This window comes from Bacillus sp. BK450, assembly GCF_004364885.1.
Classification (GTDB): Bacteria; Bacillota; Bacilli; order Bacillales; family Bacillaceae; genus Bacillus; species Bacillus safensis.
The window spans coordinates 1-22,525 of record NZ_SOBQ01000007.1 but is presented as its reverse complement, the minus strand read 5'-3'; the positions used below and the strand labels follow the sequence as shown (position 1 = coordinate 22,525).

Below are 22,525 nucleotides of genomic sequence, written 5' to 3'. Positions count from 1 at the left end.
GTGACTGCGGAGTTGTATGTAAGTTAGACATAATGCCATCATTTGACTCTCTTCAAAATTGACTTGAGCGAAACGCTGTCGTTATAATTTAACCAGTTAGAAGACGCGAATAGGGGGATATAAAATGAGCTATACAGTCATTACAGGAGCAAGCTCAGGTATTGGATATGAGGCGGCTCTCGCCTTTGCAGCACGAGGGAAAAATCTTATATTAGCTGCACGCCGGCTTGATAAACTCCAAGAATTGAAGAAGAAGATTCATGATCAATATCCCGATATCAAAGTAGTCATACAGTCAGTCGATTTAACAAACATAGAGCAAGTGTATTCATTTTATGAGTCATTGTCAGATTATGAGCTGGATACCTTCATTAATAATGCAGGGTTTGGTCACTTTGGCTCTATAGGAGAACAAGATTTAAGTAAAATTGGGGATATGCTTCATCTGAATATCGAAGCATTAACGATTCTATCCACCTTATTTGTTCGTGATTATGAGCAAGTAGAGGGAGCGCAGCTCATTAACATTTCTTCACGAGCCGGCTATACAGTCGTTGGCAATGCCGTCACCTATTCAGCAACGAAGTTTTACGTGAGCGCCTTTACAGAAGGGCTGGCCCTAGAGTTGAAAGGAAAAGGAGCCAAATTACAGGCAAAAGTATTAGCGCCATCCGCGACAGAATCAGAATTTGCAAAGCGTTCATTGGATGTAGACGAATTTGAATATGAAGGCAATTTCAAGAAATATCATACATCAAAAGAAATGGCAGCTTGTATGCTTGAGCTTTATGACAGTGAAAAAACAGTCGGTATTGTGGACGGAAAGACATTCGAATTTGAATTAAAAGATCCGATCTTTTCACACGCTGGTACAGTTATGAAATAAAGATTCCATCACTGAGGTAGATATCCTCAGTGATTTTTTTATGGTGTGATTGACTGTGTGGTCAAGCATATGAGGAATGTAACAAGTGAAGGCGATGAAGCATCACAAAATTGCCCTTCATTACTATACAGAACAGGATTTTGTATGTCCTAGGAAGATCGCTCAAAATGGATTCCGACTATTTGATGAGAAAAAGATAGACATGCTTTAAAGAAACTAATGAAAAAACACCTTCGCATTAGGTGTTTTTTTCATACATTCTTTGATAAAACAAAGAATCACAAGTCCAGTAGATAAGACTGCTCATGATGATGATGGGTAAAGACGCCTTACTCCCAATTCCATCAATGAAAAAGAGCATGACAACCATTGCAATCAGTAAATAAGTAGCTAAATAAAGAGGATGGAAAGCCTTTGGCTGAAAAGAAAACAATAACTGCAAAGGAACCGCAAAGACGAAATAAAAAACAAAAAAGATAGGAATATAAAATATCAGAAACGCAGGCTCAGCTTGAATAGGTGGAAATAAGCAGACAAACAAGCCGAGTAAAATAGAGCTGATGAATAGTGTGATTAGGATTTTGTAAAAGGCTTGAAGCGAATGCAAAATGTATACTCCTTTTTTGTAAAATTTACTATATTTTATCATAAATTCATTATCAAGCGTCGGTTATTTTTAAAATACGGCACCTTCAATACTCAACTTAATTACAGCAAATTTAGGTAATAAGAATTGAATAAATCATTAATATAACGCCCTTTTTACCTTTATTTGGTTCTATATCTTTGGCCTCATGTCGATGAATGAAGGTATGGTATAAAGTAAAGCCTATAGAAAGAGATTTAGCCATGAAATCCATCAAATGAGGAAAAGAGATGATCCAATGAACATGACAAAATGGTTAGGTGCTGTCCTTCTTTCTGTTTTATTATTGGTGACAGCAGCCTGTGCGAACACAGGCACTCAAGAGAATACTCAAAGCGAAAAAGAAAACGTATCCAATGAAACAAAAGAGAAAAACAAGGCGGTTGAAACAGGGAATAAGTCCTTATCAAATATTAAGGTATTAGCCACGGGCGGGACGATTGCTGGCAGTTCAAACAGTGATACAGATACGACGGGCTATAAATCTGGTTCACTCGGCATTGATAAAGTCATTGCTTCCGTTCCACAGCTGAAGGATATTGCAAATGTCACGGGTGAGCAGGTTGTGAATGTCGGCAGTGAAAATGTTGATAACGCTCTTCTTTTAAAATTAGCCAAGCGAGTGAATGAACTATTAAAAGATGATCAAGTAGATGGCATTGTCATCACGCATGGAACAGATACACTTGAAGAAACAGCTTACTTTTTACACCTGGTTGTCAAAAGTGATAAGCCTGTTGTTGTCGTTGGCTCAATGAGACCAGCATCTGCTATCAGTGCGGATGGTCCGCTTAACTTGTATCATGCGGTGAAAATTGCATCCACCAAAGAAGCAAAGGGCAAAGGGGTCATGGTCACATTAAATGACCGAATTGCATCAGCTCGATTTGTTACGAAAACAAACACGACCACAACCGATGCCTTCAAGTCACTTGAGCAAGGATACATCGGAGAAGTTACTGGTGAAGTGGTGTCCTTTTATAACGAACCGACAAGAAAACATACGACTGAAAGTGAATTTGATGTATCAAAGATAAAAGAATTACCGCAAGTCGATATTTTATACGGCTATCAAAATGATCAAAAATATATGTATGATGCAGCAGTAAAAGCAGGTGCGAAAGGAATTGTTGTAGCCGCAGCAGGAAATGGAACGATGTCAACAGAAGCCATCAAAGGAGCAGCAGATGCAGTGAAAAAAGGTGTGGTTCTCGTGAGATCAAGCCGAACGGGTAATGGAATTGTCACCCACGAAAAAACGGACGATGAACATCACTTTGTGTCGTCTGATTCTTTAAACCCGCAAAAAGCACGTATTCTGCTCATGCTGGCACTGACGAAGACAAAAGATCCAGTTAAAGTGCAGAGGTATTATGAACAATATTAATGAAGAAAAAGACCCGAGGTATATTGGGTCTTTTTTTATGCATGTTCCTGATGTTCAGCACGCTCCTTTAAAGAGAGTAAAATATCTCGCCAAATATCGTCTACATCAGTAAGAAAGTGCCCTGCTTGATCGATATAATGGGTTTTGACGTTTGGAATCGACTGAGCTATTTTTTCTATTTCTACAAATGGAGCCATTGTATCTTCTTTTCCGTGCCAGACATCAACAGGGATTTGAATATCTTTCATATCGAATGCCCATGGTTTCGAGAGTAAAATGGGTTCACGAATACATTCATCCACCGATTGACGAGTCGCTTCGTATAAATGTGTCATCATCATCTCTAACTGCTCATCGGTTTGAAGGAATTGCCGATCCCACGGATGTAAATGCTTGTTCCCGTTTTTGGCCAGCTTCTTAAATTTCTCTGGTTTGTTCTCAATCATTTTCTTCTGGGAACGATAGCTTGCTTTCAATAGCCAAGGAAACTTCTTACTAAGGAAAAAAGCCAATTTGTTTTCTTTCAGCATACTTTTAGGCGGTTTCCCGTTCTGAAAAGGGGTTGTACTTGAGATCAGTGCAGCTGAAAGGACGCGATCCGGCAATTGATAGGCACAACCAGCAGCGAATGCGCCGCCTCCAGATACACCCATCACTGAAAAATGTTGAATACCAAGATCATCTGCCACTTCCAGCACGTCTTTTGCCCAGTCTAAAATTGTACGGTCAGGTAGAGGGGTAGATAAACCAAATCCAGGTCGATCCAAACAGATGAGACGAATGCCGAGTTCTTGAGAGATTGGATCATCATCTAAAAACATCACTCTTGATCCAGGTGTCCCATGAAAAAAGAATATTGGAAACCCCTCAAGATCACCGTATTGAGTCAAACCGATGTGACGGCCATCTTGTAAATGAATGCTTTGCATATTTTCATCCCCTTAATAGTTTAGATAACTTAAATGTTGATGAGAGAAACACCGTATTAAGGCGCTTCTTTTGCAATCTGATAGATTTTTTCGTATAGAGATAGTAATGTTTTTAAATCTTCTTTTGGAAGCTTTGCATAATATTTTTGTATAAGGTGCAGTTGAATGTCTTCCGTATTCTTGTGATAGTCATGGCCCTTTTGAGCAAAATCAACAATGATTTCTCTTCGGTTATGTGGATTAATTTCTCGTTTGACATAGCCGAGCTTCTCAAGCTTTGATACAAGCTGGCTAGCTGCGCTGGCAGAAATCGAAAAGTAATCAGCTAATTCATTGATTGTTCTCGTTTTCGTGCGCAGCAGCTCAAGTGTCAGCTCTTGTTTGGCTGATAAATCTGCATACTCATGTTTTAAAAATCGCTGATACTCTTCTACATAAATTGAGCCTAGTGCATTCGAGTATTCAATGATCTTTTTACCGTAATGAATGATTTCCTCATCCAATGACATCACCTCTCTTCTATTATAGGCAATCTTGATATTTAAGTGAAGTTAAATATAAAGAAAAGTTAAATGAATGACGGATATACTTGAAAGGGAGATCACCGGTATATCCACTTTTTCATCAAAAAGGGACAAAGAATACTTCCCATGATTCCCGCACATTCATAAAATGTCGTTGGCTTGAATTTGAACACGTAGTACGCCAAAGTAGCCATGAAAAGGTCGCAGAAGAAAAATACGTATAAGTCCTTTTTGGTGATAGCACAAATGACTGTTCTGTTAGTTTTCACATGAATCACTCCTTATGAAGTCCAATGCCTTTTTCATTGTATTATGAGGAAAAACCATTTATAATAAAAAAATAAACCAACTGGTCGGTTTTATTTTGTCCGTATGAAGAAATGCAGGGTAGAAAGGGATTGTGACACATGACAAGTACACAAAGCGGGGCTGGAAAGAGTGAGAAGACGAAGCAAAAAATCGTCACCGCTTCTCGTGATTTATTTGCGAAAAAAGGATATTCAGAAACATCCGTGCGCGATATTTTAGAGGCTGCTGAGGTGAGTAAAGGCAATCTCTATCATCATTTCAAAGGAAAAGAGTTTTTGTTTCTTCATATTATGGAAGAGGATCATCGTTTGATGATGGAAACGTGGCGTGAGGAGAAGAAAACACAGCACCGGGCTGTCGATAAGCTCGCTGCATTTGCAGAGATGCTCAGTCAAATGGGCATTAACTACCCATTAATGAGAGCGAGTGAGGAATTTTGTGCCAGTGCTTTTACATCAGACGAAGTCATGGAGCGGCTGAACAAGATTGATGTCGATTTTGATGATGTGATGAGAGATATCTTACTTGAAGGAAACAAAGATGGCAGCTGGTCGATCCAGCATGTGGAGTCAAAAGTGAAAATATTACTTTCCGTTTTTTATGGATTAGACGTGTTATATAAAAATGACACCATTGAGCAGAAGAAAGAGTTACAAAAAGAGGCGATCTCATTGTTTATTCACGGAATCAACCATCATGAGTAACAAGTGAGTCAGTAAAGGGGAAACAAACATCATGCAAAAACCGATTCGTGAGCAAAAAGCAATACTCGTGATTTTATTAAGTAATATATTTATTGCGTTTTTAGGCATTGGTCTCATTATTCCTGTCATGCCGTTATTCATGAATGTGATGCATCTAACAGGGAGTACGATGGGATACCTTGTGGCGGCATTTGCCGTTGCCCAGCTCATCGCATCACCTATTGCAGGGAGATGGGTAGACCGCTACGGAAGAAAGATTATGATTGTGTCTGGGCTGTTTCTATTCGCGTTATCAGAACTCGTTTTTGGTCTTGGTACACACGTGTATGTTCTGTATTTTGCGAGGCTTCTAGGCGGTATTAGTGCGGCATTTATCATGCCGGCTGTCACGGCGTATGTCGCAGATATTACGACCGTTCAAGAAAGATCAAAAGCGATGGGCTATGTCTCTGCGGCCATTAGTACCGGTTTTATCATTGGCCCGGGAATTGGCGGGTTTATTGCAGAATACGGCGTACGCCTGCCATTCTTCTTTGCGGCAGGGATTGCGTTTATTGCCGTCATTTCGTCTATGTTTATGCTGAAGGAGCCTTTAACAAAAGAAGAGCGAGAGAAGCAAATGAATGAAGTGAAAGAATCGACTTTCTTTAAAGATTTGAAAAAATCGATTCATCCAAGCTACCTCATCGCCTTTATCATTGTGTTTGTCCTCGCATTTGGACTATCTGCATATGAAACAGTCTTTAGCTTGTTCACAAATCATAAGTTTGGATTTGGTCCAAAAGATATTGCCGTCATCATTACCGTCAGTTCGATTGTGGCAGTCATCATCCAAGTACTTGTGTTTGGTAAACTGGTAAATGCCCTAGGAGAAAAAAGAGTCATTCAGCTATGTCTGATTATCGGGGCTGTCCTTGCTTTCGTTTCAACCGTTGTTTCAGGCTTTTTGGTTGTTCTGATTGTCACATGTGTCATTTTCCTTGCGTTTGATTTATTGCGTCCAGCATTAACGACCTTCTTATCCAAAATCGCTGGCAACCAGCAAGGATTTGTCGCAGGGATGAACTCTACCTACACAAGCCTAGGTACGATTTTCGGGCCGGCACTTGGCGGCATTTTATTCGATCAAAATATTCATTTCCCATTTTTATTCGCAGGTGTTGTCTTATTTCTTGGATTAGGCTTAACCCTGATATGGAAGGGGAAGGTGACAGAAGAAGCATCAGCAGAATAATATTATCCAGAGTATAAGAGACCTTTTAAATGAGGTCTCTTTTTTTAAATGGCGCCTTTGATGCAAAATCCCTTTTTTGGCAAAGAATTCTCTATGTCAGCAGCTTTTTCTTTATAATGGAAGGAAAGGAGGAGAAATCGTGCATCTATTGAAGCAGCAAATGACACCATTAATGAAAAAAGGAATTCGGCAGATTGATCCGGCATATCCAGTGTTTGTAGATGCGGTCATGGATGGCATGATACAAGGACATCTTTATGTAGATGATGAAGCGCATCCGCTTGTTTATTTTCTCGAAGCTTCATGCGGCATTTATTATGTGGCAGGAAGGAGTGAAGCGGAGCTGTTGCGCTGTTCAGACTTCATTGTGGATGTGTACGAAAGGCAGAAAAGACAAAACGGCCGATTCACCTTATTTTCAGCAAATCCATTCACAGATGCGATGATGAAAAAATGCCTTGGGTCACATCTGAATGAAATGGAAAGACATGCGTACGTTTATTCACAGGCATATTTTCATGCCACTCAGCCTCATCCAGGCTATAGAGTAGAGCGGACAAATGAGCAGGTGATGACTGCAAGCAGGACTTTTCCTCCTAGCTATTACGAAGCCTATTGGGGAGAAACAGCTCGTTTTCTATCAAAGGGAATTGGGATTGCCATTTTAGATAGAGAGAACGTGGTCAGTGAATGCGTCTCTATTTTTTCAAGTATGGATCGTGCGGAGATAGATATTTGGACAGATGAGTCTTATCGCGGAAAAGGTTTGGCACTGCTGGCAGCTCAGCATATGATCAGCACCTGTCTTGAAAAAAAGAGGACACCGCATTGGGATTGCGATATCCATCACCTAGCTTCAATCAAACTGGCAGAGAAGTTAGGCTTTCAGAGGCTCAAAACCTATCGATTGTTTTATGGTTCAAGATGAGAAGGTTTTGAGATACCAAGCATCCATTGCAGAATGCTCAGAGCCTTCAAGCGGTTCTGAAAGAAGAGAAAAGCCATATCGCTGATAAAGGCCTATAGCTGCTGTTAATTCCCGGCGGGTTTCTAAATAACACGCTTCGTAGTATGTAGAGGCATATTCCAGCGCCGTATCCATCAGTTTTTTGCCCGCACCTTTTCCTTGTGCTTTTGGACTTAAATAAAGCTTTTGTAATTCACATACTCCCTTTGTAAATGGAGCAATCCCTACACCGCCCACAATCTCACCCTGCTCTTCAGCAATCCAATAGGCTGCATGAGTCAATGATTGATAGTATTCGTAAAGCTGGTCAAGTTGGGGATCAGTGTAGGCTGTTCCTTCAATCGCTAGATTCGCTGATTCTAGTGACTGGCGGATAATCGCTGCGATATACGGGTTGTCTTTTTGCTCAATGGGTCTAATGTTCATTTGAAGTACCTCCATTGTTATAGGTTAGGAGTTGATATCACATGTTCTGGCTGCAAACCGCCTTTTTTACAATCGTTGTCTTGTGTCTCTCATGGTGGGCAGGGAAAAGAAGGCGGCAGCGCCATGCGGGGTTCATTGTTCCAATATGCTTGATTTTATTTGGTTTGGTTTTATTGATTGCCAGTTTTTTTATTGGCAGATGGGAAGGCATGGTGCTTAGTCTAGCGAGTATCTCTATCGTTCTCTCTTCCATCATTTGTTTAATCATCGTCACTGGGATTCAATTTTTTAAAAAAGACGACTTTTCTTAAGCAGGAGCATCTGTATTCATCATGTGGTTATATTCTTCACGAAGGATGCCCATGATGATGACATCTGAGTATGTACCGTTGAAATAGAGCGCTTGGCGTCTTTTTCCTTCGTATTGAAATCCGGCTTTCTCATAGCTTCGAAAAGCCCTTGGATTGTGGGAAAAGACTTCAAGCTCAAGACGGTTGAGTTCTAATGTGTCAAAGGCAAATGCTTGAACCATCCGAACAGCTTCAGTGCCATAGCCTTTTTGAAAATACTCCGGCCCGTGAAGCGCAATGCGGAAGCTTGCCGTATGATTGATTGGATCAATGTCCACAATTGCCGCATCCCCAATCATCTCTTTCGTGTCCAGCAGACAAATGGCAAAATCTCGTCTGCTGTCATCCTGCAAAAAGCGGGTATAGGCGGAGCGAATTTCTTCTAGTGTGAACGTTTTGCGTGTGCCAGTCATATAAAGTGTTTCTGCATGCTGGCATCCTCTTTGAATACCAGGATAATCTTGCTCTTCAATCGGTCTCAAAAATATACGAGTCATGACGGATCACCCTCCTCTATATATCGAGAGATTTCAATTAAATTCAGATCAGGATCACGGATATAAACAGATTCAATTGGACCTAATGTACCTGTGCGTCTGACCGGCCCCTCTTCAATGGGGACCACTTGCTTCCGGAGGTGCAGCAGCAAACTGTCCATGTCTAAATCGGTGATAAAGCACAAATCATGAGATCCAGGAAGAGGATGAGCCGCTTTTGGCTCAAATTCATGACCAGCTTCATGGAGGTTGATCTTCTGTAAACCAAAACGAAGCGCTTTACGGCCTTCACCAAAAGTTTCTTCCTTCATCCCTAATACGTTTGTATAAAAGCGAATGGTGTCCTCCATATGTTGTACAGTCAACACGATATGATCAAGTCGTCGTATCATCAGTCTCTCCTCCAAGTATGATCATTGATTGAACTGACTCTATTATATCATCACCTGAAGAGGATACCTTATTTAATCACGGTTTTATAGCTCCAGCTTTCCAGGGACATTTCCTTTCCGCGCAGTACCCTTTCATCAAACTCCATCCAGCCATTTTTTCGGTAGAAATGACGATTGGCCTCGTTGTGCGTCATCAGTGTGAACAGTCCGCCGCCTTGCCGGGCGATAAAGGGAAAAAGGCATTGCTTTAACATGCGGCTTCCGAGTTTTTTTCCTTGCTGGTCTTTTGCCACGACAAGTGCTTCTAAATACCAGTAAGGCTGCTTTAAGGAAGAACATGCTTTTTTGGCCTCCTTTAACACACGGAACACATGCTGAACCGCCGATATACCGCCAATGAAGAGCAGCTTTAACCCACCTGATAACACATAATCCATGACGCTTGGTTCAGGAAGACGCGGATGCTTTAAAAGGGCAGCAGACACAATGTTCTCGTTCTCAACCCCGACCAAACAGATTTGATGCTGAAAATACACCTTTGTATTGACCAAATGCAGCTGACGAGCGAAAGCAGACCGGTTTGAGACCTTTTCACATAATAGGTCAAAAAATGAATAGTCCTGAAACGAATCATCTAACAACTCTGCCACTTGAGGCAGTTCATCCTCTCTAGCAAGTCTAAAATGAAACATATAATGGTCCTCCTTTACTGAACACATATAGATTATTGAACATGTGTTGATTATAATAAGAAGTAAACCAATCGAACATCGGCAATGGATGAGATCCTGTTCATAAATAGACATTTGGCGCCTGATTGTTCAGCAATGGAGGGGATGACATGAAGGACAGACGAACAATCAAAACAAAAAAAGCCATTCGGGAAAGCTTCCTTGAGCTGTTAAAGGAAAAGGAAGTGCAGCAGATTACGGTATCAGAGCTATCAAGGAAAGCGGATTTAGGCAGGGGAACCTTTTATTTGCACTATCAAGATGTGTTTGATTTATATGAACAGCTTGAGAAAGAACTATTCGATCAGCTCGGGGGGTTATATGATGAAACCTTTCCAAGTCAGAACCCTCTTGATATGCTTTCCTTTTTAAACAAAACGACGGAGTACTTGAAAGAGAATCAATATATGTTGACGTTATTTGTAAAACCAAATGGTCCAACGACAAACCAATTCAAAGCCTTTTTCAAAGAAAAAATCATGAAAGAGTGGCAGCTTGATCAGCGGCCGATTACAGAGAATGAGCAAATAGAGGCCTCTTTTGTTGTGTCTGGTGTCGTGGGTGTACTCGAGGAATGGATTCATGAAGAAATGACCATTGATGCCGGCAAGCTCGCGCATAAATTATACGAGCTTCTCATTAAGGTGGAACAGGAATCGTAAAAAGGGAGAAAGTTATGTAGCCTTTGTCTTTCCTTTTTGATAAAATAGAATATATGTTCTTGTTAGGAGTAAGGGAGTGGTGGGATTGAGTGAGAAAAGGAAGCTGCTTTTTTATGGGGCGATGAGTATCGATGGATATTTAGCGAGAGAGGATCACCGGCTCGATTGGCTGATAGGGACAGAGGGCGAAGAAGAAACGAGCTATGACACCTTTTATGCGTCAGTCGATACACTGATCATGGGGCGCAATACATATGAACAAGTTCTTCAGCTGTCACCAGATGGGTTTCCTTATGAAGGAAAGACATGTTATATCATGTCACGTACGTTACAGGACAGTCTGGAAGGAACCCATATCATTCGCGAAGATGTCTTATCATTTGTGAAAAAATTAAAGAATGAAACAGGCCGGAATATTTGGATTGTCGGCGGCGGGGGACTGCTTCAATCTTTCATAAAAGAAAGATTGGTTGATGAGCTTTTTCTTCAAATCGTACCTGTCATCATTGGAAGAGGAATTCCTCTCTTTTCGCCGGCGGATCTGGAATCTAGGTTCTCATTACAGGAAGTACATCAATATAAACAAATTGCTGAAATGCATTTTATCTTAAAAGAAGAGGATCACTGAACCAAGGTGGTCTTTTTTTTATGAAATAAACTCGTTGACAAGAAAATATCCTAGTGTTAGGATAAATTTATCCTAGTTTTAGGATTTCTTGAAAAAGGAGTAGTTGCCATGGTGCAGCATGATCATGAATTAGATTTAAGGCTATTCCGCGTGTGGATGAAAGCCTATCAAGCCCTTTTTACAAATATCCAAAAAGACATTGAACGTTATGATATCGGATTTGAAAACTTTCAGATCCTTGAATTGCTCTACAGTAAAGGGCCTCAGCCTGTTCAAAAAATTAGCGATATCCTCTCAATCCCAAGTGGAAGCATGACATATGTCGTGAACAAACTAGAAAAACAAGAACTGGTGAAAAGGCAATGTGCGCCTTCAGATAAGCGGGTATTTCATGTTCGGCTGACGGAAAAAGGGAAGCAATTGTTTGACGATATTTTCCCTAAACACACAGAGGTCATTTCGCAAAATCTAGCCTTTATTGAAAAAGAAGAAAAAGAGCAGCTCATTGAATTACTGAAAAAAATCGGTTTAGGTGCAAAACTACTTCGCGAAAAGGGGAAACAAGATGACACTCAGCTTTGAAACGTTGGTACGTGAAAGACGATCCGCATCAAATTTTTTGCCAAATATCTCGATTTCGAGAGAAGAGCTTAACAGCATATTTGAAGAGGTCAAGCTGGCACCATCTGCTTTTAATTTACAGCATACACAATATGTTGTCGTCCAAACAGAAGAGCTGAAAGAACAAGTAAGAGAAGCGGCATTTGGACAATATAAAGTGCACTCTGCTTCAGCAGCGATCATCGTACTCGGAGACCCAAAAGCTTATGAGCACGCAGGGAACATATATGAAGGCCTAAAAATGCTAGGCATTATCAATGCGCAGCAATATGAAGAAATGGTCAGAGAGACAATGAGCTTTTATGTGCAGAGAGGAGCCGATTTCCAGAAGGAAGAGGCGATCCGCAATGCTTCCTTATCTGCCATGCTGTTTATGCTTGCCGCTAAAAATAAAGGCTGGGATACTTGCCCGATGATCGGTTTTGATCCCGAAGCAATGAAAAAGGTATTAAACATTCAATCAGATTTGGTTCCTGTGTTAATGATTACACTTGGAAAAGAAAAAGTAGAGAGCAGACAAGCGAGAGGCTATAGAAAGCCAGTTTCTGAATTTGTGACATATTTATAAGACAGGGGGTTCCCATCATGGAACTAGGAATTAGTACATTTGTTGAAACAACACCCGATTTTCAAACAGGAAAAACAGTCAGTCACGCACAGCGTATTCGAGAAGTAGTAGAAGAAATTATTTTAGCAGATCAAGTCGGTCTCGATGTATTTGGCGTAGGTGAGCATCACCGTGAGGATTTCGCCGCATCGAATCCAGCTGTCGTCTTAGCGGCTGCAGCCACACAAACAAAAAATATTCGTCTAACTAGTGCAGTGACAGTCCTTTCATCAGCAGATCCTGTTCGTGTATTTCAGGATTTTGCAACCTTAGATGGACTATCAAACGGACGTGCAGAAATTATGGCAGGCCGTGGTTCATTTATTGAATCATTCCCGCTCTTTGGCTATGACCTGGATGACTATGAAGAATTATTTGAAGAAAAGCTTGATTTGCTGTTGAAATTACAGCAGTCAGAGCGTGTAACATGGAGCGGAAAGCATCGCCCATCCATTCAGGATGTTGGGGTGTACCCAAGACCTGTTCAAGATCCGCTTCCAATCTGGATCGGCAGTGGAGGAAACCGTGAATCTGTCGTACGTGCTGGATTACTAGGGTTACCGCTTGTACTTGCCATCATTGGCGGAAGTCCTAGACAGTTCGCACCGCTCGTTCAGCTGTACAAGCAAGCGGCAGTGCACGCTGGACATGACCCTGAGAAATTAACTGTAGCATCACATTCTCATGGATTTGTTGCGGCAGAAACAGACCTGGCAGCAGATCAATTCTTCCCATCTACACAGCATGTGATGAACACATTAGCGAGAGAGCGCGGCTGGGGACCTTATACTCGTTCTACGTTTGATGCAGCGAGAACTTTAGAAGGCGCGCTGTATGTAGGAGATCCAGATACCGTGGCAGAGAAAGTCATTCACCTTAGAAAAAATGTAGGCATCACACGTTTTATGCTTCATGTACCGGTTGGTTCAATGCCGCATGATCAAGTGCTGAAAGCCATTGAGCTATTTGGAAAAGAAGTGGCTCCTAAAGTAAGAGAAGAAGTTGCCCGCTGGGAAGCAGAGCAAAAATAAATAAAAAGGCCGATCAAGAGAATAGGCTTGATCGGCCTTTTCTTATGCTTAAATATCAATGACACATGGTTTTACTGTAGGGCATTTGGCAGCAGAAGCAAATGGTGTGATTGCCAAGGAGAAGAGGAAAACAAGTTGAAAACAGATGAGCCATTTTTTCATGAAAACACCTCCGTTCACAATTGTTTCACTAGATTGAGATGAGGATAAAAGCATAGAAGTATGTAACGCACTCTATCCAGCATAAGACAATGATATCATAATTTTCAAAAAAATGAAAAAATAAACTTACAAAAGTTCTAAATTATGGTATAGTTTATATGTTCAACAAAAAAGGGAGGGATTTTTTTATGAAAAAGGTCATGTCTTCTGTTTTGGTTGGAGCAATTGTCTTAACGGGTGCTGGAGTCACAACTGCCCCAGTGGAAGCAAAGGAGCAAACAAACAGTGAAGTAACGGCTCAGGCCAGTCGAACTGTTTCAGTAACAAGAACATATACGACATCAAACATCCCAGAAAGTATTGTATATGCAGAGGATGGCTGGGTAGGGATTTTAAAACAAACCTCTATTGAAGAATTAGGATTAGGAAAATATAGAGTCACATTTACTGGAACAGTGGTACGCGATCCGGCATTTAATTAAATAAACGTAAAGCTGACAGGTGGACAAGCCTGTCAGCTTTTTTCATGAGGATAATAAAGAATCATTTGCATCCGTACCATTTGTTCTCCGGTTTGTTTATACGTGTGCGTCCGGTCCGCTTTAAAACGAATAGAGTCTCCGGCTTTTAAGGTGTATTGTTCATCACCAATGGATAAATCAAGGACTCCCTCAAAAACAGTGATCAATTCCTCTGTTCCCCCAATGTGTTCACTCGCACGAAGCGACCCGCCTCGATCAATTTCCACTCGGTACATTTCAAATTTCCCCCGGTCATCGAAAGGGAAAGTCGTGTATACACGATATTTTCCATCATCTTCAGTTAAAACCTGTGCATCTTCCTTGCGTACTACCTTGATTTCAGGCTGTGGTGCGTGAATGAGCTCACTAAAAGATACCTTTAATCCGTTGGCGATTTTCCACAAAGTCGTGATGGTAGGGGTCGATTCTCCTCTTTCAATTTGTCCAATCATCGTCTTGCTGACACCAGTTAATTCTGCCATCTTTTCGAGGCTTAATTTTTTTTGATCTCTAAGAAGCCTCACATTTTTCGAAATAATCGATTGTACGTCTTCCATGAAAAAAGCTCCTTTCTCTATTTACTTTATAAAGACCGAACGTTACAATAAAACGTAATATACGCAATAAAGTAATTAAAGTCTAAATAACGTATAAGGGAGGCGGCATTTTGATTGTATCCATGTTGATCTATGCTTTTGTTAGCAGCTTTACCCCAGGGCCCAACAACATCATGGCCATGGTCTTTACGAATAAATATGGGATCAAGCAAACATTTCGATTTTGTTTAGGTGTAGGTATCGGATTTCTCGTCATTTTGTGTTTGAGCTGCTTCTTTAATCTCATTCTTTATCAAGTGATGCCGAAAATAGGCTGGGTCATGGCGTTCATCGGAGCTGCATACATGATTTATTTAGCGGTCAAAATCATGAAAAGTAAAGGCGGGGATGACGAAACACTTGATCGCTACAATCATTTTATCCCTGGTATGATGCTGCAATTTATCAACCCAAAAGCAATCTTGTATGGATTGACTGTGATTTCAACATTTGTTTTGCCATATGGACAATCTAATATGCAGTATGTCATATGGACGCTGATTCTCGCACTCATTGGTTTTCTCGGTACATTCAGCTGGAGCTTATTTGGCTCTTTGTATAAGCGTTTTTTGACTGCTTACGAAAAACCGTTCCAGTATGTGATGGGGCTGCTTCTGATATACAGTGCGATTTCGATGATATGGGGCTATGTGATGTAAGCAGTCAGGAGCTTGGCAGCTGTCTGCCCATCACAACAGTATCATAATATAATCCGTCACTCAGCCGTTTATCGTTTTTTAATACGCCTTCAATCAAAAAGCCGTGGTTCTCATATAACCGAATGGCTTTTTTGTTCGTTTCCAGCACTTGAAGTGACATCTTCTGAATACCCTGCTGATCTGCCCAGCCGATAGAAGCGGCTAAAAGCTCTTTCCCGATGTGGTAGCCCCAAGCATCCTTTTGTATGACGACGCCAAATGTCACTTTGTGAGCAGAGCGCTTGAGCGAATGGCCCTCGCATCTTGAAAAACCAACAATCTTTCCTTCAATATCAGCGACCAAAAATAAATGCCGGCTTTGCTTGGTATCCTCTTGAATCAAAGTCTCAAACGCTTTTTCATCAAGAAAGGCTTCACCTGGTTCACGGTCTAGATATTCTGTTTCACCATCAATTTTCAGTCTAAGAGCTGATAACTGTTTGGCATCGGAAACTGAAGCAGATCGAATACGATAGGTCAAACCGCGAACTGTGAATATCTTTTCAGAGACGATCATGCAATAGAACACCAACCCTTCTTTCTAATATGTCTATCATACCTGAAACGTGTACATCGCACACTCAGATGTTTTGTATCTTTCAAAAAGGCTAAATGAATAGTATCAAACGTGGAGGTGGAACAAATGAGTAAAGAAAAAGGACATATGGATAAAGCAAAAGGAAAAACAAATCAAGTCAAAGGTCAAGTCAAAGAAAAGCTTGGTGAAGCAACCGATCATCAAAACCTGAAAGCAGAAGGGAAAAAGGATCAAGCAAAAGGAAAGCTTCAAGATAAAAAAGGAGATGTCAAAAATAAGCTGAACGAGTAGAACCGAAACCAGTGCATTGCTTCATGTATCATCATCACATGTCTTTCATCAAAAAAATGAATAGATGTGTGAAAAGAATTGATTATACGCTCTCACGATCATCATGTAGACTTGAGAGAGAAGACATAATCAAGGGAGATGGATGAAATGGAGCACGTGTGGGGAAAAGTTGACGAGTATATCACAGACAAGTTGATTCCTAAAGATGACGTATTGGAGCAAACCCTTACTCATAATAAGCAAGCAGGCCTGCCAGAAATTGATGTGTCACCAGCCCAAGGGAAAATGCTTTATTTATTAGCAAAAACGAAGAATGCAAAGCGTATTTTAGAAATCGGGACACTCGGTGGATACAGTACTATTTGGCTGGCGCGTGCTCTTGAAGAAGATGGGGAACTCATCACATTAGAGGCTGTCAGCCATCATGTACAGATCGCACAGCAAAACATCAGCAGAGCGGGCTTATCAGAACGGGTGAGCATTTTGGAAGGAAAGGCATTAGATACGTTATCTCAGTTAAAAGAGAAGGCTGCGCTTCCATTCGATTTCATTTTCATTGATGCAGATAAACCGAACAATCCGAAATATCTGAAGTGGGCGTTACATTTCTCGAAAAAGGGAACAGTCATTATTGCAGACAATGTCGTCAGAAATGGTGCAGTCCTTCATGACTCAGATGAGGATGAACGAGTACAAGGAACTCGTGAATTTTTCGATTTACTCAAACAAGAACCGAGAATAGAGGCAACAGCGATTCAAACTGTTGGGGAAAAAGGTTATGATGGATTTGTATACGGAATCGTCAAATGAAACAAAGCTTAACCACATGTGGTTAAGCTTTTTCTTTTAGAAAAACCATCTAGCAGTGCCCATCAGCATGACGCCGGCAAGAACAGTAAGTGACAGGCTTTTTGTCCAAACAGCAATGAGTACAGTAGGAGTCAAGACAGCAAGATACATCCAGTGAATGGTGACGCCTGTGCCTGTTGATGTATGGATGAAGAGATGCTCTGCAATCAAAGCTGTAAAGATACAAATAGGAATAAACGATAACCATTTCAGCACCACTTCAGGCAGCTGAATACTCCGTACAAATATAAAGGGTACGACTCTCGGAATGACGGTGACGATCATACAACCAACAATGAGCCATAACATAAAGCTGCTAATCATTTATCTGTCACCACCCCAATAGTTGCGACAAGTACAGTTGCTATGAGAACAGCCACATGTGATGGAACAAAATGAAGCAGAACAAACATAGCAATGACCATATACAACACAAGTGACAGGCGATGAGTTAACTTATTTTTGGGTACTGTCTGTAACGAAAGGACTAGCAGTGCAGCAAACATCGCTGATAAAGCAAAATCTAGACCAAGCGCTTCAGGATTTGAAATCCAGTGTCCAAAAATGCCGCCAAGTATGCAGGCCGCAATCCAGCATAAATACGCCGTTAAGTTCAGTCCGTGCATCCACCTGTTATTTAGCTTTCCTTGCTGCGCTAATTTATTTATCGCTACACCGAAGGATTCATCAGTCAGCAATAGACCGAATCCTATATTTTGTTTCACAGAGTAGCGTGTGAAATGAGGAGCAAGCGTCAGGCTGAGCAATAAATGTCGCAGATTGACAATAAATGTGGTGAAAATAATAGCGGAAAGGGGACTCCCTGTCACAAGCAGTGCACAGATAATAAACTGTGAAGCACCTGCGTAAATAAAAATCGATAAAAGCGCAATGTCCCATATACTTAACTGTGCGCTAATTCCAACAATTCCGAAGGCAAACCCAATACTCATATAACCGAGCAGAGTTGGCACACAATCTTTTATTCCCTCGAGAAACGGTTCATGTTCCGTGCTGGGAATGTGTTTCCTCGCTTCAATATCCAACGTCCTCTACTCCTTTTCTCCGTGGCCACCTATAGTTTTACTTACTATATGAAAACGAATTCAGCATGTCAATACCGTTTATCTTCTATTATATGAAGAAAGATGGTGACAAAAAAGGATTGAACTCAACTAGAATTTGTTATAAAGTAATCTGAAAATAAAAACAAATGAGGTGACGACAATGCAATGGAAGCCTTTATTTGAACATGATGTACCAAACGCCCTCCGTCCATAACGGAGAGTGATCTCCGTTTGTGGATATGGCGATCAATATATCCAGTAACGGAGGGGAAAAGATGAAGGAAAAATATATAGGCGCCCTTTACCTAGCAATCGCTGCAAGTATTTGGGGCGGCATGTACGTTGTTGTCAAAGTAACAGTAGCGGTGGTTCCGCCGCTTGAGCTAGTATGGATGAGATATGCTGTAGCAGGAATCGTGCTGGTGTGCACCATTTGGCGCTTGGGCTATTCCTTTCGATTAGATAAAAAAGATATCCCGCTTGTTGTCATGATCGGATTGATCGGAAATTTCCTATCAATTGTGACCCAAGAAATTGGCACCATGTATACGTCGGCACAAATGGGGGCTGTGATTACATCTGCGACCCCTGCTTTTATGGTGCTGTTTGCGTTCTTTCTATTAAAAGAAGCCATGACTGTTCGAAAGTGCGCATCCATCCTGCTTGCGACAGCAGGTGTATGGCTCATGATTGGACCAGTCGCAGTGCAAACAGATGAATTTGTTGGCGGTCTTTCTTTAGTTTTCGCTGCTTTAACTTGGGCACTGATGTCTGTTTTGCTGAAACGAGTTCCAGGAAAATACCCTCAAGTCGTGACGACCACATATGCGATCATCATTGCATTCATTGTCTTAACACCAGCTGTTTTATTTCGCCTACCTCATCTAGATGTGGAGCAGATGGCAAGGCCAGAGATTTGGGGCGGCATTCTCTATCTAGGCATCATCTCAACAGCTCTAGCATTCTTTTTGTGGAATAGAGGGCTTCAATTGATGGATGCCTCGAGCGGCGGTCTGTTCTTTTTCTTTCAACCGATCGTAGGGGCAGCTCTCGGCTGGCTGCTTTTAGGTGAAGAGATGGGGATACGCTCATTCATTGGGATTCTATGTATCTTTGCAGGAGTCTATACTGTACTGCGTCAAAAGGAATAAGAAGAGATGTCCCTTATAAAAGGGGCATTTTCTTTAAAATGGACAGGGAAGAGAGTAGAGGTTGGGGGGAAGCAGAATGATACAATATCCGCATTTGCAAAAAGGACAAACAATTGGCGTCACAGCACCTTCCTCAGGTGTACAGCCATCTATGCATGACATGTTTCAGCTTTCATGTGAACGAATGAAACATAGAGGCTATGATGTCATATGTGGAGAGACGGTCTGGCAGCAGGAAAAGGCAAAATCTGCGCCTGCGATAGAACGAGCAAACGAACTTCAGTACATGATGACATGTGAGGAGATTGATCACATCATCCCGCCATGGGGAGGACAGCTGCTTATGGAGGTATTAGAGCACCTGGATTTCTCATCGATGAAGAAAAAGTGGATTCTTGGTTACTCTGATACGAGTGCACTCCTGCTGGCGCTCACATTAAAAACAGGCATTGCCACAGCGCATGGACCGAACTTAGTCGATCTTCAGGGAGAAGAGCTTGATCAAATGACTGTTATGTGGGAAGAAGTACTTTCAACAAAAGAAGAAATGGACATAAGCCAGTTTTCTTCATCTATGTATCAAAGGGAATGGCAGCGTGACGATCCGATTAAACATGTCTTTCATTTAACAGAACCTACTGCATGGCATACGGTTGATCCACAAGAAAAGATGGTAAAGGGCAGACTGCTGGGTGGCTGCATTGATGTCATACGTCATTTAGCAGGGACACCTTATGGGGACGTCAAAGCTTTTCAGAAAACATTCATAAAAGATGAACCAATTCTTTGGTATTTCGAAAACTGCGAATTAAATGCTGCAAGCGTGAAGAGATCGCTTGTTCAATTAAAACTAGCAGGTTGGTTTGATCACTGTTCAGGTATGATGTTTGGGCGTAGTGCAGTAAATGTGCCTGTTGAAGGGTATCAGTATCAGGATGTATATGAAGAATTACAAAAGGAATTACAAATCCCCATTTTTTACGACATAGATTGTGGGCATGTCCCGCCGCAAATGACGCTGATTAATGGGGCATATGCAGAAGTACAGCTGCATCCTCAAGGAAAAGCCGTACTAAAGCAAACATTTTTAGCATAAAAAAGGAAAGGGCGAACCCTTTCCTTCATATAACATTACATCCCTTTTGTTTCTTCACCTGCTTTTGGAACTTCCCACGCCGACTCACGGAATACTTTTTCCCATTTAGATACCACAATACATGCAACGGCATGCCCTGGAACATTCACGCCTGTTCGTGCCATATCCATAATTCGGTCAACACCGGCTATGATGGCAACGCCTTCTGCGGGAAGACCTACTGCATGAGCGGTTGCCAAAAGAACAACGAGTGAACCGGATGGCACAGCTGCAATACCTTTACTCGTTAACACAAGAACAAGCATCATTAAAAGCTGCTGTGACAGACTCATGTCGACACCAAACGCTTGTGCAAGAAATACGCAGGCAACCGATAAATATAAACTTGATCCGTCACAATTGAGAGAAAGACCAGATGGAATGACGAAAGAAACGATTCTTTTTGGACACCCGTATTTCTCCATTCGTTCCATCAATTGAGGAAGGACAGTTTCAGTACTCGTAGTAGAGAAGGCAACAAGGAACAAATCCCAAATCATTTTTAATACTTCGAAGTAGTTAAAACGGAAGATCAGTGCGACCAGAGGGAATAAAGCAAAGAGAATAATGAATAATCCTAAAAATACTGTTCCGACAAGCTTCATCATTGGGATTAATAAAACAATGCCATATTGGCCGACAGAAGCAGCCATTAATGCAAGAACCCCAATAGGTGCTGTCACCATCACCATCTGTGTGAGCTTAAACATAATTTGTGCCACTGATTCAAAAAAGGTGAGAACAGGAGCAGAAGCTTTACCGATGCCGCTTGCCGCTACACCAAATAAGATGGCGAAGAAAATGACAGCAAGTAAATCATTCTGAGCCATAACATCGACGATATTGGTTGGAATGATATCTAATACCATTTGTTTAAAGTCAACGACCTTCTCCGTATAACCATCTAATTCCCCAATATCTTTCTTAGCTAATTTAGAGAAATCGAGGCCAACGCCAGGCTTTAGCCCATTTGCCAATAATAGTCCGATCCCAAGAACAATGGTTGTGATGACCTCAAACCAAATGATCGTCTTTAATCCAAGGCTGCCCATTTTCTTCATGCCGCCGCTGCCGGCTGCACCAATAACAATAGTAGAGAACACGATTGGAACAACGATCATTTTAATCAGCCTGATGAATCCATCTCCAATTGGCCTGAGGCCCATTCCGAAGTCAGGGAAGAAATGGCCGATAAGAGCTCCTATCACCAAAGCGATCATGATTTGAAAAGCGATAAACTTTTTCATCATCTCCTACCTCCTTTAAATGCTTGGAAAAATATTAAGAATTTTCCAATAAATAAAAATTCTATGTGGCCATGTTTTGTCCTCCTTTGTATTTAGAAAGATTTTATTTAAGAATCATTGGAATTATGAAGAAAGAGAAGAAAATAGGGCTATTACATGTCTATTGATCTAAGAAAAAATCAATTTTAAAAAACATGAAACTTTTTTAGAAAAATGTATTGACCCTTTTATGTGATTCATGGTATATTTTTATTCGTCGCTGATGACGTATTTGAAACACAGACGTTCACACGCATGCGGCAAACAAATTTTAAAAAGATGTTGACTTAATAAAAACGATATGTTAAGATAATTAAGTCGCCTGATTAAGCGCCCGTAGCTCAATTGGATAGAGCGTTTGACTACGGATCAAAAGGTTAGGGGTTCGACTCCTCTCGGGCGCGCCAATACAAACCACGCGGGTGTAGTTTAGTGGTAAAACCTCAGCCTTCCAAGCTGATGTCGTGAGTTCGATTCTCATCACCCGCTCCATTTTTGAACATGATCTTTGAAAACTAAACAAGACAAAACGTACCTGTTAATTCGAGTTTTTATAAAAAATCCTATGATACTTCATAGGTAGTCAGTCAAACGCTGATGAAAAACAAAACTTCGGTTTTGTACTTTTTCGGAGAGTTTGATCCTGGCTCAGGACGAACGCTGGCGGCGTGCCTAATACATGCAAGTCGAGCGGACAGAA

29 protein-coding genes, 2 tRNA genes and 1 rRNA gene are annotated in these 22,525 nt (G+C 41.2%); 20 read left to right on the top strand and 12 right to left on the bottom strand.

Annotation, left to right across the window (positions count from 1 at the left end):
• The first annotated feature begins 124 nt into the window (after nt 1–124).
• Nucleotides 125–886 carry an SDR family NAD(P)-dependent oxidoreductase gene (locus EV579_RS17655; RefSeq protein ID WP_133744961.1) on the top strand — a complete coding sequence of 254 codons (762 nt, stop codon included), beginning with the start codon at nt 125–127 and terminating at the stop codon, nt 884–886.
• Between the two features lie 238 nt (nt 887–1,124).
• Here the strand turns inward: EV579_RS17655 and EV579_RS17650 are convergent, their stop codons facing one another.
• Nucleotides 1,125–1,493 carry a hypothetical protein gene (locus EV579_RS17650; RefSeq protein ID WP_133744960.1) on the bottom strand — a complete coding sequence of 123 codons (369 nt, stop codon included), beginning with the start codon at nt 1,491–1,493 and terminating at the stop codon, nt 1,125–1,127.
• 277 nt (nt 1,494–1,770) lie between these two features.
• On the opposite strand from EV579_RS17650, the gene EV579_RS17645 reads away from it, so the two are divergent.
• Entirely contained in the window at nt 1,771–2,919 is a 1,149-nt protein-coding gene (locus EV579_RS17645) for a type II asparaginase (RefSeq protein ID WP_133744959.1), read from the top strand.
• Nucleotides 2,920–2,954: 35 nt separating this feature from the next.
• On the opposite strand, the gene EV579_RS17640 is transcribed toward EV579_RS17645, so the two are convergent.
• Together EV579_RS17640 and EV579_RS17635 are read right to left on the bottom strand one after the other, a co-directional pair.
• Nucleotides 2,955–3,848, bottom strand: a complete 894-nt coding sequence (locus EV579_RS17640) for an alpha/beta fold hydrolase (protein WP_133744958.1) — start codon at nt 3,846–3,848, stop codon at nt 2,955–2,957.
• Between the two features lie 56 nt (nt 3,849–3,904).
• Complete coding sequence (locus EV579_RS17635) at nt 3,905–4,357, bottom strand: MarR family winged helix-turn-helix transcriptional regulator (RefSeq protein WP_025093559.1); 453 nt, start codon at nt 4,355–4,357, stop codon at nt 3,905–3,907.
• A 422-nt stretch (nt 4,358–4,779) separates the two neighbouring features.
• Between EV579_RS17635 and EV579_RS17625 the strand changes: the two genes are divergently transcribed.
• From EV579_RS17625 to EV579_RS17615, 3 genes are all read left to right on the top strand, one after another.
• Entirely contained in the window at nt 4,780–5,385 is a 606-nt protein-coding gene (locus tag EV579_RS17625) for a TetR/AcrR family transcriptional regulator (protein WP_133744957.1), read from the top strand.
• A 31-nt stretch (nt 5,386–5,416) separates the two neighbouring features.
• Nucleotides 5,417–6,619 (top strand): MFS transporter, encoded by a 1,203-nt coding sequence (locus EV579_RS17620; RefSeq protein ID WP_133744956.1) that lies wholly within the window; start codon nt 5,417–5,419, stop codon nt 6,617–6,619.
• A 139-nt stretch (nt 6,620–6,758) separates the two neighbouring features.
• On the top strand, nt 6,759–7,547 hold the full coding sequence (locus EV579_RS17615) for a GNAT family N-acetyltransferase (RefSeq protein WP_133744955.1): 789 nt from the start codon (nt 6,759–6,761) through the stop codon (nt 7,545–7,547).
• Here EV579_RS17615 and EV579_RS17610 read toward each other — a convergent pair.
• The gene (locus EV579_RS17610) at nt 7,539–8,012 is read right to left on the bottom strand and encodes a GNAT family N-acetyltransferase (RefSeq protein WP_133744954.1); all 474 of its coding nucleotides are present in this window, start codon (nt 8,010–8,012) and stop codon (nt 7,539–7,541) included. The genes EV579_RS17615 and EV579_RS17610 overlap by 9 nt on opposite strands.
• Nucleotides 8,013–8,053: 41 nt before the next feature.
• On the opposite strand from EV579_RS17610, the gene EV579_RS17605 reads away from it, so the two are divergent.
• Entirely contained in the window at nt 8,054–8,323 is a 270-nt protein-coding gene (locus tag EV579_RS17605; protein WP_133744953.1) for a YesK-like family protein, read from the top strand.
• Here the strand turns inward: EV579_RS17605 and EV579_RS17600 are convergent.
• The 3 genes from EV579_RS17600 to EV579_RS17590 all read right to left on the bottom strand — a co-directional run bounded on the left by EV579_RS17600 (nt 8,320) and on the right by EV579_RS17590 (nt 9,943).
• Nucleotides 8,320–8,859 carry a GNAT family N-acetyltransferase gene (locus EV579_RS17600; RefSeq protein WP_133744952.1) on the bottom strand — a complete coding sequence of 180 codons (540 nt, stop codon included), beginning with the start codon at nt 8,857–8,859 and terminating at the stop codon, nt 8,320–8,322. The two genes, EV579_RS17605 and EV579_RS17600, sit on opposite strands and share 4 nt — an antisense overlap.
• Nucleotides 8,856–9,251: a VOC family protein gene (locus tag EV579_RS17595; RefSeq protein WP_024425420.1), complete on the bottom strand. Its 396-nt coding sequence runs from the start codon at nt 9,249–9,251 to the stop codon at nt 8,856–8,858. Before EV579_RS17595 ends, EV579_RS17600 begins: the two co-directional genes overlap by 4 nt.
• A gap of 68 nt (nt 9,252–9,319) precedes the next feature.
• Nucleotides 9,320–9,943 carry a GNAT family N-acetyltransferase gene (locus tag EV579_RS17590; RefSeq protein ID WP_073204022.1) on the bottom strand — a complete coding sequence of 208 codons (624 nt, stop codon included), beginning with the start codon at nt 9,941–9,943 and terminating at the stop codon, nt 9,320–9,322.
• Nucleotides 9,944–10,092: 149 nt separating this feature from the next.
• Here EV579_RS17590 and EV579_RS17585 point away from each other — a divergent pair, with 149 nt between their 5' ends.
• The 6 genes from EV579_RS17585 to EV579_RS17560 all read left to right on the top strand — a co-directional run bounded on the left by EV579_RS17585 (nt 10,093) and on the right by EV579_RS17560 (nt 14,175).
• The gene (locus tag EV579_RS17585; protein WP_133744951.1) at nt 10,093–10,644 is read left to right on the top strand and encodes a TetR/AcrR family transcriptional regulator; all 552 of its coding nucleotides are present in this window, start codon (nt 10,093–10,095) and stop codon (nt 10,642–10,644) included.
• Between the two features lie 85 nt (nt 10,645–10,729).
• The gene (locus EV579_RS17580) at nt 10,730–11,272 is read left to right on the top strand and encodes a dihydrofolate reductase family protein (RefSeq protein ID WP_133744950.1); all 543 of its coding nucleotides are present in this window, start codon (nt 10,730–10,732) and stop codon (nt 11,270–11,272) included.
• Between the two features lie 108 nt (nt 11,273–11,380).
• The gene (locus EV579_RS17575; protein WP_133744949.1) at nt 11,381–11,854 is read left to right on the top strand and encodes a MarR family winged helix-turn-helix transcriptional regulator; all 474 of its coding nucleotides are present in this window, start codon (nt 11,381–11,383) and stop codon (nt 11,852–11,854) included.
• Nucleotides 11,838–12,461: a nitroreductase family protein gene (locus tag EV579_RS17570; RefSeq protein ID WP_133744948.1), complete on the top strand. Its 624-nt coding sequence runs from the start codon at nt 11,838–11,840 to the stop codon at nt 12,459–12,461. The genes EV579_RS17575 and EV579_RS17570 overlap by 17 nt, the downstream gene beginning before the upstream one ends.
• 17 nt (nt 12,462–12,478) lie before the next feature.
• Entirely contained in the window at nt 12,479–13,531 is a 1,053-nt protein-coding gene (locus EV579_RS17565) for an LLM class flavin-dependent oxidoreductase (RefSeq protein ID WP_024425426.1), read from the top strand.
• 350 nt (nt 13,532–13,881) lie between these two features.
• A complete protein-coding gene (locus EV579_RS17560; protein WP_133744947.1) occupies nt 13,882–14,175 on the top strand; it encodes a hypothetical protein in 294 nt (97 codons plus the stop codon).
• A 32-nt stretch (nt 14,176–14,207) separates the two neighbouring features.
• On the opposite strand, the gene EV579_RS17555 is transcribed toward EV579_RS17560, so the two are convergent.
• Complete coding sequence (locus EV579_RS17555) at nt 14,208–14,771, bottom strand: helix-turn-helix domain-containing protein (RefSeq protein WP_024425428.1); 564 nt, start codon at nt 14,769–14,771, stop codon at nt 14,208–14,210.
• Between the two features lie 110 nt (nt 14,772–14,881).
• Here EV579_RS17555 and EV579_RS17550 point away from each other — a divergent pair, with 110 nt between their 5' ends.
• Nucleotides 14,882–15,469: a LysE family transporter gene (locus tag EV579_RS17550; RefSeq protein WP_133744946.1), complete on the top strand. Its 588-nt coding sequence runs from the start codon at nt 14,882–14,884 to the stop codon at nt 15,467–15,469.
• Between the two features lie 4 nt (nt 15,470–15,473).
• Here EV579_RS17550 and EV579_RS17545 read toward each other — a convergent pair whose 3' ends face one another.
• Nucleotides 15,474–16,025 (bottom strand): GNAT family N-acetyltransferase, encoded by a 552-nt coding sequence (locus EV579_RS17545; RefSeq protein WP_133744945.1) that lies wholly within the window; start codon nt 16,023–16,025, stop codon nt 15,474–15,476.
• A gap of 126 nt (nt 16,026–16,151) precedes the next feature.
• Here EV579_RS17545 and EV579_RS17540 point away from each other — a divergent pair, with 126 nt between their 5' ends.
• Nucleotides 16,152–16,337, top strand: a complete 186-nt coding sequence (locus tag EV579_RS17540) for a CsbD family protein (RefSeq protein WP_024427790.1) — start codon at nt 16,152–16,154, stop codon at nt 16,335–16,337.
• A gap of 147 nt (nt 16,338–16,484) precedes the next feature.
• A complete protein-coding gene (locus EV579_RS17535; RefSeq protein WP_024425432.1) occupies nt 16,485–17,147 on the top strand; it encodes an O-methyltransferase in 663 nt (220 codons plus the stop codon).
• Between the two features lie 36 nt (nt 17,148–17,183).
• On the opposite strand, the gene EV579_RS17530 is transcribed toward EV579_RS17535, so the two are convergent.
• Nucleotides 17,184–17,510, bottom strand: coding sequence for an AzlD domain-containing protein (locus tag EV579_RS17530; protein ID WP_025093547.1), 327 nt, complete (start codon nt 17,508–17,510; stop codon nt 17,184–17,186).
• Nucleotides 17,507–18,232 carry an AzlC family ABC transporter permease gene (locus tag EV579_RS17525; RefSeq protein WP_024427788.1) on the bottom strand — a complete coding sequence of 242 codons (726 nt, stop codon included), beginning with the start codon at nt 18,230–18,232 and terminating at the stop codon, nt 17,507–17,509. Before EV579_RS17525 ends, EV579_RS17530 begins: the two co-directional genes overlap by 4 nt.
• A 296-nt stretch (nt 18,233–18,528) precedes the next feature.
• Between EV579_RS17525 and EV579_RS17520 the strand changes: the two genes are divergently transcribed.
• Both EV579_RS17520 and EV579_RS17515 read left to right on the top strand, forming a co-directional pair.
• Nucleotides 18,529–19,404, top strand: coding sequence for a DMT family transporter (locus EV579_RS17520; protein ID WP_122631427.1), 876 nt, complete (start codon nt 18,529–18,531; stop codon nt 19,402–19,404).
• A 76-nt stretch (nt 19,405–19,480) separates the two neighbouring features.
• Entirely contained in the window at nt 19,481–20,500 is a 1,020-nt protein-coding gene (locus EV579_RS17515) for a S66 family peptidase (RefSeq protein ID WP_133744944.1), read from the top strand.
• A 35-nt stretch (nt 20,501–20,535) separates the two neighbouring features.
• On the opposite strand, the gene gltP is transcribed toward EV579_RS17515, so the two are convergent.
• Nucleotides 20,536–21,786: a glutamate-aspartate/proton symporter GltP gene (gene gltP, locus EV579_RS17510; protein WP_133744981.1), complete on the bottom strand. Its 1,251-nt coding sequence runs from the start codon at nt 21,784–21,786 to the stop codon at nt 20,536–20,538.
• A gap of 369 nt (nt 21,787–22,155) precedes the next feature.
• Here gltP and EV579_RS17505 point away from each other — a divergent pair.
• The 3 genes from EV579_RS17505 to EV579_RS17495 form a co-directional block, all read left to right on the top strand.
• Nucleotides 22,156–22,232: transfer RNA gene (locus EV579_RS17505), tRNA-Arg, on the top strand.
• An 11-nt stretch (nt 22,233–22,243) separates the two neighbouring features.
• Nucleotides 22,244–22,317, top strand: a tRNA-Gly gene (locus tag EV579_RS17500).
• A 133-nt stretch (nt 22,318–22,450) separates the two neighbouring features.
• Nucleotides 22,451–22,525 (top strand): 16S ribosomal RNA (locus EV579_RS17495); the annotation flags it as partial.

Bases quoted from the DNA above. Each gene is read 5' to 3' on its own strand.
- EV579_RS17655 (WP_133744961.1), top strand. From the start codon at position 125: ATGAGCTATACAGTCATTACAGGAGCAAGCTCAGGTATTGGATATGAG.
- EV579_RS17645 (WP_133744959.1), top strand. From the start codon at position 1,771: ATGAACATGACAAAATGGTTAGGTGCTGTCCTTCTTTCTGTTTTATTA.
- EV579_RS17640 (WP_133744958.1), bottom strand. From the start codon at position 3,848: ATGCAAAGCATTCATTTACAAGATGGCCGTCACATCGGTTTGACTCAA.
- EV579_RS17635 (WP_025093559.1), bottom strand. From the start codon at position 4,357: ATGTCATTGGATGAGGAAATCATTCATTACGGTAAAAAGATCATTGAA.
- EV579_RS17625 (WP_133744957.1), top strand. From the start codon at position 4,780: ATGACAAGTACACAAAGCGGGGCTGGAAAGAGTGAGAAGACGAAGCAA.
- EV579_RS17620 (WP_133744956.1), top strand. From the start codon at position 5,417: ATGCAAAAACCGATTCGTGAGCAAAAAGCAATACTCGTGATTTTATTA.
- EV579_RS17610 (WP_133744954.1), bottom strand. From the start codon at position 8,012: ATGAACATTAGACCCATTGAGCAAAAAGACAACCCGTATATCGCAGCG.
- EV579_RS17605 (WP_133744953.1), top strand. From the start codon at position 8,054: ATGTTCTGGCTGCAAACCGCCTTTTTTACAATCGTTGTCTTGTGTCTC.
- EV579_RS17600 (WP_133744952.1), bottom strand. From the start codon at position 8,859: ATGACTCGTATATTTTTGAGACCGATTGAAGAGCAAGATTATCCTGGT.
- EV579_RS17595 (WP_024425420.1), bottom strand. From the start codon at position 9,251: ATGATACGACGACTTGATCATATCGTGTTGACTGTACAACATATGGAG.
- EV579_RS17590 (WP_073204022.1), bottom strand. From the start codon at position 9,943: ATGTTTCATTTTAGACTTGCTAGAGAGGATGAACTGCCTCAAGTGGCA.
- EV579_RS17585 (WP_133744951.1), top strand. From the start codon at position 10,093: ATGAAGGACAGACGAACAATCAAAACAAAAAAAGCCATTCGGGAAAGC.
- EV579_RS17575 (WP_133744949.1), top strand. From the start codon at position 11,381: ATGGTGCAGCATGATCATGAATTAGATTTAAGGCTATTCCGCGTGTGG.
- EV579_RS17570 (WP_133744948.1), top strand. From the start codon at position 11,838: ATGACACTCAGCTTTGAAACGTTGGTACGTGAAAGACGATCCGCATCA.
- EV579_RS17565 (WP_024425426.1), top strand. From the start codon at position 12,479: ATGGAACTAGGAATTAGTACATTTGTTGAAACAACACCCGATTTTCAA.
- EV579_RS17560 (WP_133744947.1), top strand. From the start codon at position 13,882: ATGAAAAAGGTCATGTCTTCTGTTTTGGTTGGAGCAATTGTCTTAACG.
- EV579_RS17555 (WP_024425428.1), bottom strand. From the start codon at position 14,771: ATGGAAGACGTACAATCGATTATTTCGAAAAATGTGAGGCTTCTTAGA.
- EV579_RS17545 (WP_133744945.1), bottom strand. From the start codon at position 16,025: ATGATCGTCTCTGAAAAGATATTCACAGTTCGCGGTTTGACCTATCGT.
- EV579_RS17540 (WP_024427790.1), top strand. From the start codon at position 16,152: ATGAGTAAAGAAAAAGGACATATGGATAAAGCAAAAGGAAAAACAAAT.
- EV579_RS17535 (WP_024425432.1), top strand. From the start codon at position 16,485: ATGGAGCACGTGTGGGGAAAAGTTGACGAGTATATCACAGACAAGTTG.
- EV579_RS17530 (WP_025093547.1), bottom strand. From the start codon at position 17,510: ATGATTAGCAGCTTTATGTTATGGCTCATTGTTGGTTGTATGATCGTC.
- EV579_RS17520 (WP_122631427.1), top strand. From the start codon at position 18,529: ATGAAGGAAAAATATATAGGCGCCCTTTACCTAGCAATCGCTGCAAGT.
- EV579_RS17515 (WP_133744944.1), top strand. From the start codon at position 19,481: ATGATACAATATCCGCATTTGCAAAAAGGACAAACAATTGGCGTCACA.
- gltP (WP_133744981.1), bottom strand. From the start codon at position 21,786: ATGAAAAAGTTTATCGCTTTTCAAATCATGATCGCTTTGGTGATAGGA.